We start from the raw sequence: 13,020 nt of genomic DNA on the forward strand, positions 1-13,020 counted from the left end.
CGGATGACATCGGCCCTGTGCACGCAATACGGTATCGACTTCCCGCTGTTCGCCTTCAGTCACTGCCGCGACGTGGTGGCAGCGGTCACCAATGCCGGCGGGTTCGGCGTGCTCGGCGGTGCGGCTTTCACCCCTGACCAGCTCGAACAAGAGCTGACCTGGATCGACCAGCATGTGAATGGCAAGCCCTACGGCGTCGACATCATCGTCCCGGCCAAGTTCGAGGGCAAGGGCGAAGCACTCAGCAAGGCCGATCTGGCCGCACGGATCCCGCAGGGGCACCGCGAGTTCATCGACAACCTGCTGCGTGAGCACGGTATCGAGCCCGACCCCAAACCGCGCACCGGTGCTCCGGTGCTGGCCGGAGGCACCGGCTCCGATCTGCTGGAGGTCGCGCTGAGTCACCCGATCAAGCTGATGGCCAACGCGCTCGGGGTGCCGCCGGACTACATGATCGAGGCCGGGCGCGAGCACGGGATTCCGGTCGCCGCCCTGGTCGGGGCCAAGGAGCATGCCGTCAAGCAGGTCGCCGCCGGCGTGGACCTGATCGTCGCGCAGGGCACCGAAGCCGGCGGGCACTGCGGTGAGGTGTCCACCCTGGTGGTGGTCCCCGAAGTCATCGAAGCCATCGAGGCCGCCGGCAGTTCGGTACCGGTGCTCGCCGCCGGCGGCATCGTCACCGGACGGCAGATGGCCGCATCGGTGGCGCTCGGCGCGGCCGGGGCGTGGACGGGATCGGTGTGGCTGACCACCGAAGAGGCCGAGACCGAACCGCACACCGTGGCCAAGATGCTGGCCGCGACCTCGCGGGACACCGTGCGCTCGGCCGGCCGCACCGGCAAGCCGTCGCGCCAGCTGGTGTCGGACTGGACCGACGCCTGGGCGCCCAAGGGCGGCCAGCAACCGCTTCCGTTGCCGCTGCAGAACATGCTCAGTGAGCCGGTGCTGCGCCGCATCGATGCGCTGGCGGCGCAGGGGCACGAGGGCGCGCAGGCCTTGGCGACGTACTTCGTCGGCCAAGGTGTCGGGTTGATGAACAAGGTCAAGCCGGCGCGCGATGTGGTGCTGGAATTCATCGAGGACTATGTGGCCGCCACGGAGCGGCTGAGCGGCTCGCTGCCGGACTAGGCGCTCCGGCGCCGGCGTTGAGCTCCCGAGCTGGGCGGATATGTGTCCGCTGTGCGTGAATGTCCTTGTCTCACAGCGGGCATAAAGATTACGGCGCCATGATGAGCATGTGACGACGCTGCTCGCCGATGCCGCCGCGGCGGATCCGTATCACCACGGTCTTTCGCTGTTGCGGGGCTGGCTGCCGATCGTGATCCAGCTGGTGACCGCCGCGATCCTGCTCGCCGCGGTCGGCTGGCGCACCCGGCGCTGGCGGCTGCTGTGGCTACCTCTGGCCGTCATGATCGGGGTCGCCGCGGCGGCGTGGGCGAACTGGTTCATCGACTCGCAGGGAATGGCCGACGACCCGGCCCCGGATGAGTTGTGGGTGTGGATCGGGCTCAGCGGGCTGGCCATCGGTGTCGCCGTGTTCGGTTTCGCCTCGGCCGCATGGTGGCGGCGCGGGGTGTCCGTCCTCGCGGTGGGCGCCTGCCTGCTCAGCACCGCGCTGGCGGTCAACTTCTGGGTCGGCTACTTCCCGACGGTGCAGACCGCGTGGAACCAGCTGACCGCCGGGCCGCTGCCCGACGAAACCGATCTGGCCACCGTGCAGGCGCAGAAGGCGAGCCACACCGTGCCCGCGCACGGCGCGGTGGTGCCGGTGACCATCCCGGCCGATGCCTCGGGATTCACACACCGCGAAGAACTGGTGTATCTGCCGCCGGCGTGGTTCGCCGGTGACGCCAGGTTGCCGACGGTGATGATGATCGGGGGCGAGTTCAACACCCCTGCCGACTGGTTGCGCACCGGCGATGCCGCCGCCACCATGGACGGCTTCGCGGCCGCGCATGGCGGCAACGCCCCGGTGTTCGTCTTCATCGACAGCGGCGGATCATTCAACAACGACACCGAATGCGTCAACGGGCCGCGCGGAGATGTCGCCGACCATCTCACCAAAGATGTTGTGCCGTACATGAACTCCACATTCGGGGTCAGTCCGGCCGCGGCCAACTGGGGTATCGTCGGCTGGTCGATGGGTGGCACCTGCGCGGTGGACCTGACCGTGATGCATCCCGAGCTGTTCAGCGCGTTCGTCGATATCGCCGGTGACCTCGGCCCCACCGCCGGTACCAAGGAGCAGACCGTCGCGCGCCTGTTCGGTGGCAGCGAGGCCGCGTGGGCCCAGTTCGATCCCAGCACGGTCATGACTGCGCGGGCCGGCTACCAGGGGGTGTCGGGCTGGTTCCAGATCTCCAGTGATGCCCCGACCCCGCACACGGGCAATCAGGCCGCGGCCAGTGACGCCGTGGGGCTGGGTGGTCGCGATGCGGGTGGCAACCCGGGGGATCAGACGGCGGCTGCCCAGACCCTGTGTCGCCTCGGTGCGGCGAAAGGCATGGACTGCGCGGTGATCTCCGCGCCCGGTAAGCACGACTGGCCGTTTGCGAAGGCCGCCTTCACGGCGTCGCTGCCGTGGCTGGCGGGAAAACTGGGTACCCCGGGTGTTCCTCGGGTCGGTTTCCCCACCGCGGCCGCCGCGGCGCCGATCAGCGTGGCGGAGCCGGCTACCGGTAGGTGATACGGACCGAGATGGGGTCGCTCTCCATGGCGCGCATCGTCAGCGCCGTCGCCGAGCCGCCGAAGGTGCGGGCTCTGGTCCGGACGTCGTCTTCGGGTTCGAAGGTGGCTGTGCCGCTTCGCCACTGATCATTCACGCGGACCCGAACCTCGGGATGCGCGGCGATGTTGTGCGCCCAGCCTGCGCGGCGGCCGTGCTGCGAGATCACCCAGACGCCGTCCTCGTCGGCACGGCCGGCGAGTGGGACACGGCGCGGCAGGCCCGATTTGGCCCCGGTGGTTTCCAGCTCGACGATCAGGCGTGAGCGCACGCCCACCTTCTCCAAAGCCGCGACCACCGGGTTCATCACCAGGCGGCCGAGTTGACGTTCGAATCTGAACTTGCGCAACCCGTCACTCATGGTTAACGACGATAATAGAACGATCTCCCAAAAACAAGAGAGCTCAGTCGGGCGGTTCCTGAGTGGGTGTGTCGGTATCGACGTCCGGGGTGTCCTTCTTCAGGTCGCCGTCCTCGGTCGTCTTCGGTGTCGGCTGCTCTGCCGGGTCGTCCTGGTAGATACCTTTTCCGCGGGGCATGGTCACTCCTTCGGGCAGTGCGGCGAGGTGCTCACGACGGTGAGGCGGCGCAGAGGTGGCATGTGAGGGTTCCCTTTCTCAGATCGGGGACATGCTGATGTGGGGGAGCCGCCCGGAAGCCTGAAAGACCACCCGGCGGGCGATGCCGACCGCGTGATCGGCGAACCGTTCGTAGAACCGGCCGAGCAGCATGACGTTCGCCGCCGCCCTCGGCCCATGCTCCCAACGGTCGCCGAGCACCATGCCGAACAGCAGGCGGTGCAGCTGGTTCATCGCTTCGTCGCCGTCGGTGATCCGTTGTGCGGTCGTGAGATCGTTGGCCAGTACCGCGGATTGCGCGCTGTGGGCCAGTGCCACGGCATGGCGACCCATCTCGGCGAAGACCGTCAGCGCGATGGGCGGTGTGGGCACCGCCTCGCGGCTGCGATTCACCTTGGCGATGTTCACGGAGAGCCCGCCCATCCGGTGGGCGTCGGCGGAGATCGGAAACGCCGACATGACCACCCGAAGGTCATGTGCCACCGGAGCGTGGAGGGCCAGGATCGCGAAGGCCTGCTCATCCACCCGGTGGTGCAGCTGGCCGAGGCGAGCGGCTTCGGCGCGACAGCGCTGGGCCGTCTGCCGGTCCGCTCGGACCAACGCGTTCGTCGCGCACTCCATGGTGTGAGCCGCGACCGCGCACATCTCGCCCAGTGCCGCTGTCAAGCGGTCGATCTCGGCGTGACAGTCCGTGCGCATATCCGGGGATACCCGTTGCCCGGGCGATACCAAACTCCTCGCCCGGTTCGTCGGCCGAGGGGTGGAGGTGATTGGTGCGGCGCGGCCTGGGGTACTCGCAGCCGGTAGTCACCCGCGTAAAGGAGCGAATTGATGACTGAATTCACCATTCCCGGTCTGTCCGACAAGGATGGCCGCAAGATCGCCGATCTGCTGCAGAAGCAGCTCAGCACCTACAACGACCTGCACCTCACCCTCAAGCATGTGCACTGGAATGTGGTGGGCCCGAACTTCATTGGCGTGCACGAGATGATCGACCCGCAGGTTGAGCTGGTGCGCGGCTTCGCCGATGACGTTGCCGAGCGCATTGCCGCCCTTGGATCCTCGCCGCAGGGCACGCCCGGCGCCATCCTCAAGGATCGCGTGTGGGACGACTACTCGGTGGGCCGCGACACCGTGCAGGCGCACCTGGCGGCACTGGATCTGGTGTACGACGGCGTGATCAGCGACATTCGCAAGGCCATCGAGACGTTGGACGACCTCGACCTGGTGTCCCAGGACCTGCTGATCGGCCAGGCCGGAGCGCTGGAGAAGTTCCAGTGGTTCGTCCGTGCGCATCTGGAGAGTGCCGGCGGAAAGCTCGCCAACAAGGGCAAGACCACGGAGAAGGGCGCAGCCAAAGCCGCGAGGTGATGACGCCGGATACCGTGCGGTGAGAAATCGGTTGTCACCGCCCGCGCGGCTCGGCCAGAGTGACCGCCATGGAATTGTTCGCCGGTACCGAATTGGCCGCCCGTATCGAGGCCGCCGAGACGGCGTTGATCAGCGCCGGCGCCACCCGAGCCCGGCCGCTGGCCGGCGGTGCCGCATGTTTCGCCGGGCCGGACTCGCCGTTGACGAAGGTCGTCGGACTGGGCTTCGCCGGTGTGCCCGGCGACCCCGAGCTCGACGAGATCGAGCAGGAGTACGCCCGTCTGGGTGCGCCGGTTCAGGTCGAGTTGTCCAACCTGGCCGACCCGCAGATCGGCGCGCTGCTGACCGGCCGCGGTTACCGGTTGGTGTCCTTTGAGAACGTGCTCGGCGCCCGGCCCGCGGTGCAACCCGCGGCTGCGGGCGTCGATATCCAGATCGCCGGTGCCGATGAGCTTTCCGCCTGGGTCGAGGTGGTGGTCGACGGATTCGCCCAGCCCGATACCGAAGGTGTGCCGAGTCACGAGGACTTCGCTCGGGACGTGATCGCCTGTGCCATCAGGGATATGGTCGCGGCCGGGGCGGTAACCTATCTGGCTCGGTGCGGCGGCACGATCGCGGGCGGAGCCAGCATGCGTCTCACCGGCGGCGTCGCACAGCTCACCGGGGCGGCCACCGCGCCCGCCTTCCGCCGCCGAGGTGTGCAGAGCGCACTGCTGGCGGCCCGCCTGTCCGACGCGTACGCGGCCGGTGCCGATATCGCCGTCGTCACCACATCGCCCGGTTCGAAGAGTCAGCAGAATGTGCAGCGCAACGGCTTTGCGCTGCTCTACACCCGGGCGATCCTGGTGCGCTAGTAGAGAAGCGTGCGCAGGTGCGCTTCGCTGTAGTACTTCTGCAGCTGTTCCAGGCTTTCGTCGGGCTTGAAAGATCTGGCCAGCTGGGCCGTGCTCGGCATCGCCTCCGGATTCCAGGTCTCGGGTTTCCAGGTGTCTGAACGGAGAAAAGCCTTCGCGCAGTGGAAGAACACTTCCTCCACGGTGATCTCCAGAGCCAGGATCGGCCGCTTGCCGGCGATCGCCATGTCATCGAAACAGGGTGCGTCGGAGAGGATCCGGGCGCGACCGTTGATGCGCACGGTGTCCCCGCGGCCGGGGATGACGAACAACGTGCCGACCTGCGGGCGTGCCAGCACGTTGAGGTAACCGTCGACACGCTTGTTGCCGGGGCGTTCCGGGATGGCGATGGTGTGCGGGTCGAGCACGTGCACGAATCCGGGCGGATCACCCTTGGGTGAGACGTCGACCCGGCCGTCGGCGTCGGAGGTGGCGACGAAACACAACGGCGAGTGCGAGATCCAGTCCCGATGGATATCGGACAGCCGATCGGTCACCTTGTTGGCGACGGCGGCGGTGGGTTGTCCGACGATGGCCCGGAGCTCTTCGACAGTCGTGACTTCGGTTCGCATGCGTCCATCATCCGTCGCCACCGAACCGTTGGGAAAGCGCTTTTCGGTCCAGCTTCCCGATACCGCGGCGAGGCAGGGCGTCGACGATGTGGATCTCCCGCGGGGCGGCGGTGCCGTCCAGCGTCTTCTCGACATGGGCGCGCACGTCCGCCACGGCGGGCGCCGCGGCACCGGGCGCCGGCACGATGGCGGCGACCACCCGCTGTCCCAGCCGTTCGTCGGGAACCGCGAACACGGCACACTCGGCCACCGCGGGATGGCTCGCCAGCGCGTTCTCCACCAACTGCGGCAGCACCGTCAGCCCGCCGGTGCTGATCGCGTCGTCGACCCGGCCGAGGATCGACAGCACACCCGACTCGTCGACTGCGCCGAGGTCGTCGGTGCGGAACCAGCCCGGCTCCGCGAACGGGTCGGGTGTGGCCGGGTTGCGGTAGCCGTCGGCCACCATCGCCCCGCCGAGGACCACGCGCCCGTCATCGATGCGCACCGTGACGCCGGGCAGCGCCCGCCCGTCGTACACGCAGCCGCCTGCGGTCTCGCTCATCCCGTAGGTGCGCACCACCGGTACCCCGGCCTCGGCGGCCCGTTCACCGACCCCCACGGGCATCGGACCGCCGCCGATCAGGACGGCATCCAGGTCGGCCAGCGCCGCCGCGGCGTCCGGATCGTCGAGAGCCTTGGTCAGCTGGGCGGCCACCAGGGAGACATAGCGTCGCCCCGGTCCCATGGCCGCCACCGCCGAGACGAGTTCGGTGGCGGCGAAACTCGCCGGGAGCGCGACGGGTGTGGTGCCGGCCAGTGCGCTGCGCACCAACACCTGCAGTCCGGCGATGTGGTGTGCGGGCAGTGCCAGCAGCCAGCGGCCCGGACCGCCGAGCCGCTGGTGGGTGGCCACCGCACTGGCGGTCAGCGCGGCCACCGAAAGCATGGCGCCCTTCGGCGTCCCGGTGGTACCCGAGGTCGGCACCACCACCGCGATGTGATCGTCGATGGGTTCATCGGCCCGGAGCGCGCCGATGAGCAGCTCGGTCTGGCGGGGATCGTCGGTGGGCACCGGAAGCAGGGCCGGGTGACCGTCACCGGGATGGCCACCGAGCAGGTCCTCGATGGCCGGCAGCGCGGACAGTGCCGACACGCCGGGTCCGACGGGCAGCGGGCGCAGGACGGCTATGGGGTCTCCTCGCCATCGCGCGGATCATCGAGGGGCCAGCCCTTGGCGGCCAGCCGGGCCCGGACCCGCTCCACGTCTTCGTCGCGAGGTAGCTCATCGGTGACCTGAGTGATCAGCACGCCGATGTCGATATGGTCGAATTCGCCCCGATCCATCAGGTCCTGGGCGACGGCCTTCACCTCGTCATTGCTGAGCCGGCGGGTGAGCAATGCCATCAGAGGCACGCGGTCGGGCCCCGGAATTCCGTCCGGGTAGCCGGCATTGAGCCACGCCACGATCTTTGCGAGAAACGCGTTCACCGCTCGTCCTCCTCCCTACAATTCGCCTCGATGGTAGTGCCCGTGCTCACGGGTCGCTGCTGACAAACGAGCAGCCATGTCCGCCCCCGGGCGAACGCCCCGGGGCACAAAGATGAACACTGGGTGAACTCCTGTCGGGCAGTTGAGAATCACCTGGTCAGGCCATATTCATAGCCGCCCTACCCGCTGGTCAAACCGGATGTGATTACCCCAGAATTAGCGCCATGAGCGCAGAGATGATCATCCTGGTGCTGCTGATAGGCACAGCACTGGCATTCGACTTCACCAACGGATTTCACGACACCGGAAATGCGATGGCGACGTCGATCGCCACGGGCGCGCTGAAGCCCAAGACGGCGGTGATCCTGGCCGGCTTCCTGAACCTGGTCGGTGCCTTCCTCTCGGTCGAGGTGGCCGTCACCGTCACCACCTCGGTACTCAAGGTGCAGGACGGTAAGACCGGACACCTGCTCTCGGGCATCGATGCTTCGATGGGCTTGACCATCATCTTCGCCGGCCTCATCGGCGGCATCCTGTGGAACCTGCTCACCTGGCTCTTCGGTATCCCGTCCAGCTCGTCGCACGCGCTCTTCGGCGGACTGATCGGTGCCGGCCTGGCCGCGCTCGGCCTCGCGGGTGTCAACTGGCCCGGTGTGTTCCAGAAGGTGATCATCCCCGCGCTCGCCGCCCCGTTCATCGCCGGCCTGGTCGCCGCGGTCGGCACCTGGCTGGTCTACCGGATCACCCGCAACGTCCAGAAGAAGCGCCGCGAGGACGGCTTCCGCTGGGGCCAGATCGCGACCGCCTCGCTGGTGGCGCTGTCACACGGCACCAACGACGCGCAGAAGACGATGGGTGTCATCGCGCTGGCGCTCATCACCACCGGCCACCTGACCGGCGACGTGAAGAAGGACGGCCTGCCGTTCTGGATCATCGCCTCCTGCGCCCTGGCCATCGGACTGGGTACCTACATCGGCGGCTGGCGGGTCATCCGCACGCTGGGCAAGGGCCTCGTCGAGATCGAGTCCCCGCAGGGCCTGGCCGCCGAGGCGTCGTCGGCCGCCATCATCCTGAGCTCCTCGGCCGCCGGTATGGCGCTGTCCACCACCCACGTCGCCACCGGCTCGATCCTCGGTAGCGGTGTCGGCAAGCCGGGCGCCGAGGTGCGCTGGGCCGTGGCGGGCCGGATGGCCATGGCCTGGCTGATCACGCTGCCCGCCGCCGCTCTGGTGGGCGCCCTGTCCTACTGGCTGTCCTACGGCCTGAAGTCCGCCACCGGTTCGCAGCTGGTCGGCGACGGTGTCATCTTCGTCATCCTGGTCGCACTGTCGGGCTACCTGTACTGGCGCGCCCAGCAGCAGAAGGTCGACCACAACAACGTCAACGCTGACTGGGACGAGTCCACCAACTCGGTGGTGCCCGTAGAGGTCCGCGACACCAGCACGTCCGGCAGCTCCGACAAAGCCGCCGTCTGAGCGCGTGTCTCCGAGCCCTCGAATCCGCTGAGATAGGAAATGTGACGCAATGACTTACGTGGAATCCATCTTCAAGGTGCTCGTCGTGGGACTTGTCCTCGGCGCCGGGCTGCCCGCTCTGTTCGCCACCGGACTGGTGGCCTTCTCCAGCGGATCCGGTGGCACCAACAACGACGGCACTGTGCAGGCGCCCAACCCGGCGATCAAGGCCTTCGGTCTGCTGCTGTTCGCATTGGTCTCCGCGGTGATCCTGATCGCGATCCTGTGGATCACCAAGGCCACGATCATCCACCACTTCGGTTTCAACCCGGTCCCGTTCATCCCGGGCAAGTGAGCTGACGACATGACTGAGAACAGCAATGTCATCGACAACGTGCTCGGCTGGCTGCACGAGGGCTACCCCGAGGGCGTCCCGCCCAAGGACTATTTCCCGCTGCTGGCCCTGCTGAAGCGTTCGCTCACCGAGGATGAGGTCGTCAAGGCTGCGCAGTCGATCCTGCGCACCAGCGACGGCGACGACCCGGTGACCGATGCGGACATCCACGCCGCCATCGCGCAGGTCATCGAGAAGGAGCCCAACCCCGAGGAGATCCATCAGGTCGCCTCGCGGCTGGCCTCGGTCGGCTGGCCGTTGGCGACGTCGGCACGCTGAGCTCGTTCACCAAAACACCCCCGGTCCGATTGGGCCGGGGGTGTTTTGGTTGGTCAGTGGCTCATTGCTGCGGTATCTCGATCTCGGAGAACAGCACGCGTACGCCGCCGGTGGACAGGCGGGCCATCGCGGCGAAGAACTCCCCGGCTTCCGGTGTGGTGACGGCGGCGCTGGCCGCGTCGTAGTCGGCGTAGTAGAGGTCGAGGGACCGGTAGGCGGGCGTCGGGCTGCCGTCCTCCTTGGGCCAGACCTTGGACGCCTCGAACCTCAGATAGCCCGGTATGCGCCGGGCCGCCTCCAATTGCTCTGCGGGATAAGCACTCTCGAATGCAGCGGGATCGGTCGGGTTGTCGTAGATGACGGTGATCTTGGTCTCGGCCATGGGAGTACCTTTCAGTTGCGGACGTCGCGGCGCAGGGGATGGGTGGCGGGCACCTCGACGAAGATCAGAAGTATGCCGTCCGGGTCGGTGACGTGCATTTCGTGCAGACCCCAGGGCTCTTCTCGGGCGGTCCTGGCGATGTGCACCCCGCGGCCCGCCAGTTCCGCTTGTGCGGCACGGACATCGCGGACCTGCAGCCACAGCGTCATACCCCGTCGCTCCGCTCGCCCCACCTGTGTCCCAGCGGCCGACGGCTCACCGTGGCCGGCCAGTTCGATCAGCGACTGGCCCGCGTAGAACACCGTGCCCGCCCCGTACTCGCGGGCGACGGCCAGGCCGATCAGATCCCGGTAGAACGCGACGGATTTCGGATAGTCCGCCGGCCTGATGAGCATCCGGCTGGCCAGGATTTCCATCTTCCGTGTCTATCACGGATTTTCGGCGGCCAGCCGGTAGCCGCGCACCGCGATCGGACCGAACACCGCGAGGAGCCCGGCGGCCCAGGCCGCCGACTGCAGTACCGGCCACAGGATCGGGCCGCCGGCCGCCAGTCCCCGCATGGCCTCGATGGCCGGTGACATCGGCTGGGCCCGCACGATCGGCTGCACCCAGCCGGGGAACACCTCGACGGGCACCATGCCGGAATTGAAGAACAACAACAGGAAGCACACCGTCGACAGCCCGGTGATGATGTTCTTGCCGCCGGCCTGCACCGCCACCGCCACGACGACGGTCGAGAACCCGACCACCATCAGCACCGGGACCAGGATGAATCCGAGCACGCCCGGCCAGCCCGCCACGAACCGCAGTCCCATCGCCACACCCACGACGGTGATGACCACCGCGCCGATCAAGGCGCGGGCGCTCTCGGCGAGCAGTCGGCCGGCCAGCGCGCTGGCGCGATGGACGGGCAGGGCCCACAGCCGGCTGAGCAGGCCGGCCTCGCGTTCGTCGGGGATGGCCGCACCGGTGCCCATGGCGCCGAACAATGCCCCGGCCACCGCGCACATCGGCACCAGGCCGTACAGGCTGCTGGACCCGGTCAGGTGCAGCACCGATCTGCCGACCACCAGGGAGTACACGATGAGCAGGAAGGTGGGGAAGAGCAGGGATTGGATCAATACGACCGGGGCGCGCCGCCAGCCCAGCAGCAGCCGCCGGGCGTGCAGCCGAGATTGCCGAATCATGCCGGTGCCCTTCGTTGCATCCGGAGGGCGATCGCGCCGAACACCACCAACAGCCCCAGACACCAGGCCATACTGGCCCCGACGCGCACATAGTGGCCCATCGCCAGGGCGCGCAGCGTCTCGGCGATGACCGATACCGGCTGATTGCGCACGAAGGGGCCCAGCCAGGACGGAAACGACTGGGCCGGAGCGATTCCCGTGGACAGCATGACCAGCAGTAGTTGCGGGATCAGCAGGATCTGCCCGGCGGCCTCGGTGCTGTTGGCCGCCGAGCCCATCGCGTCCGCGCCGAGCGACAGGGCCAGCGACAACAGCAGTGCGATACCCACGAAGGCGAGCAGGTCGGCGACGGTGCCGTGGAACCGGAACCCGAATCCGTAACCCACGGCCAGTGCCGCGGCCAATGCCGCCGCCGCGCGCACCAGCGCGGCCAGCATCCGGGCGGCCACGGGTGCCAGTGCGGTGATCGGGAGGGACCGCATCCGGATTCCCATGCCGCTCAGGTGATCCCGGGCGGCGCGGTCGGCGGTCGTCATCGCGGTGAAGATCATCGCCTGCACCACGATGACCGCGACGATGTACTGCGGGTAGCTCATCTCGCCGGTATCGATCACCTTGCGCAGGGTGAGGGTGAAGCACACGAAGAACGCGACGGGCCCGCCGATCGCGAAGAGCAGGTCGCCGTCGCGCAGGGTGCCCAGTACCGAGCGGCGGGCCAGGGTGCCCAGTGCGGTCATGCCGGCGCCCCGGTCAGTGCGAAGAACACCTCATCCAGTGACGGTTTGCGCAGGGCGATATCGGAGATCGCGATATCGAGGGTCTCGATACGGCGGAACACCTCCGACAGGGTGGACAGACCGTGCGGCGCCGGCAACGACAGTGTCCCGGTGTCGGGATCGGCTCTGAGATCGGCTGGGGCGCCGGCGATATCGGCCAGGGCGGCCGCGATCCGGGGGCCGTCGACGGGATGCACCGGGGTGACCTGGCAGACGGTGGCGCCCACCCGGTGCTTGAGTTCGTCGGCGGTGCCCTCGGCGATCACCCGGCCGTGATCGATGACGACGATCGAATCCGACAGGGCGTCGGCCTCGTCCAGGTACTGGGTGGTCAGCAGCACGCTGGTGCCCTGACCGGTCAGGGCACCGACCAGATCCCACACCTCGCGCCGGCTGCGCGGGTCCAGGCCGGTGGTCGGTTCGTCGAGGAACACCACGGCGGGCACGGCGACCAGGCCGCATGCGATATCGGCACGCCTGCGCATGCCGCCGGAATAGGTGGACACCCGGCGGCCCGCGGCGTCGGTGAGGCTGAACGCGGCCAGCAACTCCTCGGCGCGGGCGTGGGCCCTGGTGCGGGACAGGCCGTTGAGTTCGCCGAACAGGATGAGGTTCTCCCGGCCGGTCAGCATCTCGTCGATCGCGGCGTACTGGCCCGTCAGGCCGATGTTCCTGCGCACCGCCGCGGCCTGTTTCACGACGTCGAATCCGGCCACCGTCGCCCGGCCGGAGGTGGGCCGGATCAACGTGGACAGCACGTTGATGGTGGTGGTCTTGCCGGCCCCGTTGGGTCCGAGCACGCCCAGCACGGTGCCCGCCGGCATGCTGAACGTCACGCCGCGCAGCGCCTGCTTGTCCCCGAACTGCTTGGTGACGTCTTCCAGCTGGATCGCATACTCGGACACGCGGTTGAGTATGGCATGGCTAACCTAATAATCT

At 68.1% G+C, this 13,020-nt stretch carries 18 protein-coding genes; 7 read left to right on the top strand and 11 right to left on the bottom strand.

What is annotated here, in order from left to right; genetic code table 11:
• The first annotated feature begins 3 nt into the window (after positions 1-3).
• Both FHU31_RS05720 and FHU31_RS05725 read left to right on the top strand, forming a co-directional pair.
• Positions 4-1,128, top strand: coding sequence for a nitronate monooxygenase (locus FHU31_RS05720; protein WP_090360251.1), 1,125 nt, complete (start codon positions 4-6; stop codon positions 1,126-1,128).
• A 109-nt stretch (positions 1,129-1,237) separates the two neighbouring features.
• Positions 1,238-2,686 carry an alpha/beta hydrolase gene (locus tag FHU31_RS05725; RefSeq protein ID WP_167156619.1) on the top strand — a complete coding sequence of 483 codons (1,449 nt, stop codon included), beginning with the start codon at positions 1,238-1,240 and terminating at the stop codon, positions 2,684-2,686.
• Here FHU31_RS05725 and FHU31_RS05730 read toward each other — a convergent pair.
• The 3 genes from FHU31_RS05730 to phoU all read right to left on the bottom strand — a co-directional run bounded on the left by FHU31_RS05730 (position 2,673) and on the right by phoU (position 4,002).
• On the bottom strand, positions 2,673-3,086 hold the full coding sequence (locus FHU31_RS05730; protein ID WP_090360247.1) for a nitroreductase/quinone reductase family protein: 414 nt from the start codon (positions 3,084-3,086) through the stop codon (positions 2,673-2,675). The two genes, FHU31_RS05725 and FHU31_RS05730, sit on opposite strands and share 14 nt — an antisense overlap.
• A gap of 43 nt (positions 3,087-3,129) precedes the next feature.
• Positions 3,130-3,264, bottom strand: coding sequence for a hypothetical protein (locus FHU31_RS31820; protein ID WP_263987996.1), 135 nt, complete (start codon positions 3,262-3,264; stop codon positions 3,130-3,132).
• A 78-nt stretch (positions 3,265-3,342) separates the two neighbouring features.
• Positions 3,343-4,002 (bottom strand): phosphate signaling complex protein PhoU, encoded by a 660-nt coding sequence (phoU, locus tag FHU31_RS05735; RefSeq protein WP_167156621.1) that lies wholly within the window; start codon positions 4,000-4,002, stop codon positions 3,343-3,345.
• Positions 4,003-4,134: 132 nt separating this feature from the next.
• Between phoU and FHU31_RS05740 the strand changes: the two genes are divergently transcribed.
• Positions 4,135-4,674 (top strand): Dps family protein, encoded by a 540-nt coding sequence (locus FHU31_RS05740; protein ID WP_090360241.1) that lies wholly within the window; start codon positions 4,135-4,137, stop codon positions 4,672-4,674.
• A gap of 68 nt (positions 4,675-4,742) precedes the next feature.
• Positions 4,743-5,528: a GNAT family N-acetyltransferase gene (locus tag FHU31_RS05745; RefSeq protein ID WP_167156623.1), complete on the top strand. Its 786-nt coding sequence runs from the start codon at positions 4,743-4,745 to the stop codon at positions 5,526-5,528.
• Here FHU31_RS05745 and FHU31_RS05750 read toward each other — a convergent pair.
• The 3 genes from FHU31_RS05750 to FHU31_RS05760 are packed head-to-tail and all read right to left on the bottom strand — an operon-like array spanning position 5,525 to position 7,609.
• Complete coding sequence (locus FHU31_RS05750) at positions 5,525-6,139, bottom strand: pyridoxamine 5'-phosphate oxidase family protein (RefSeq protein WP_167156625.1); 615 nt, start codon at positions 6,137-6,139, stop codon at positions 5,525-5,527. The genes FHU31_RS05745 and FHU31_RS05750 overlap by 4 nt on opposite strands.
• Positions 6,140-6,146: 7 nt before the next feature.
• Positions 6,147-7,310, bottom strand: coding sequence for an o-succinylbenzoate--CoA ligase (gene menE, locus FHU31_RS05755; RefSeq protein ID WP_167160683.1), 1,164 nt, complete (start codon positions 7,308-7,310; stop codon positions 6,147-6,149).
• Complete coding sequence (locus FHU31_RS05760) at positions 7,307-7,609, bottom strand: DUF3349 domain-containing protein (protein ID WP_167156627.1); 303 nt, start codon at positions 7,607-7,609, stop codon at positions 7,307-7,309. The genes menE and FHU31_RS05760 overlap by 4 nt, the downstream gene beginning before the upstream one ends.
• 224 nt (positions 7,610-7,833) lie before the next feature.
• Here FHU31_RS05760 and FHU31_RS05765 point away from each other — a divergent pair, with 224 nt between their 5' ends.
• From FHU31_RS05765 to FHU31_RS05775, 3 genes are read left to right on the top strand one after another with little or no spacing between them, the layout of a single operon-like run.
• A complete protein-coding gene (locus FHU31_RS05765; RefSeq protein ID WP_167156629.1) occupies positions 7,834-9,084 on the top strand; it encodes an inorganic phosphate transporter in 1,251 nt (416 codons plus the stop codon).
• Positions 9,085-9,133: 49 nt separating this feature from the next.
• Entirely contained in the window at positions 9,134-9,418 is a 285-nt protein-coding gene (locus tag FHU31_RS05770; protein WP_167156631.1) for a hypothetical protein, read from the top strand.
• 9 nt (positions 9,419-9,427) lie between these two features.
• Positions 9,428-9,736, top strand: a complete 309-nt coding sequence (locus FHU31_RS05775) for a DUF3349 domain-containing protein (RefSeq protein WP_167156633.1) — start codon at positions 9,428-9,430, stop codon at positions 9,734-9,736.
• Between the two features lie 61 nt (positions 9,737-9,797).
• Here FHU31_RS05775 and FHU31_RS05780 read toward each other — a convergent pair whose 3' ends face one another.
• Genes FHU31_RS05780 through FHU31_RS05800 form a run of 5 tightly spaced genes read right to left on the bottom strand, consistent with a single transcriptional unit; the run spans position 9,798 to position 12,986 of the window.
• On the bottom strand, positions 9,798-10,118 hold the full coding sequence (locus FHU31_RS05780; protein WP_167156635.1) for an EthD family reductase: 321 nt from the start codon (positions 10,116-10,118) through the stop codon (positions 9,798-9,800).
• Between the two features lie 11 nt (positions 10,119-10,129).
• A complete protein-coding gene (locus tag FHU31_RS05785; protein WP_167156637.1) occupies positions 10,130-10,534 on the bottom strand; it encodes a VOC family protein in 405 nt (134 codons plus the stop codon).
• Positions 10,535-10,546: 12 nt separating this feature from the next.
• Positions 10,547-11,305: an ABC transporter permease gene (locus tag FHU31_RS05790; RefSeq protein WP_167156639.1), complete on the bottom strand. Its 759-nt coding sequence runs from the start codon at positions 11,303-11,305 to the stop codon at positions 10,547-10,549.
• On the bottom strand, positions 11,302-12,042 hold the full coding sequence (locus tag FHU31_RS05795) for an ABC transporter permease (protein WP_167156641.1): 741 nt from the start codon (positions 12,040-12,042) through the stop codon (positions 11,302-11,304). The genes FHU31_RS05790 and FHU31_RS05795 overlap by 4 nt, the downstream gene beginning before the upstream one ends.
• Positions 12,039-12,986 carry an efflux ABC transporter ATPase subunit, DrrA-related gene (locus tag FHU31_RS05800; protein WP_167156643.1) on the bottom strand — a complete coding sequence of 316 codons (948 nt, stop codon included), beginning with the start codon at positions 12,984-12,986 and terminating at the stop codon, positions 12,039-12,041. The genes FHU31_RS05795 and FHU31_RS05800 overlap by 4 nt, the downstream gene beginning before the upstream one ends.
• Positions 12,987-13,020 lie beyond the last annotated feature (34 nt).

The sequence above is a fragment of the Mycolicibacterium fluoranthenivorans genome (assembly GCF_011758805.1).
Taxonomy (GTDB): Bacteria; Actinomycetota; Actinomycetes; order Mycobacteriales; family Mycobacteriaceae; genus Mycobacterium; species Mycobacterium fluoranthenivorans.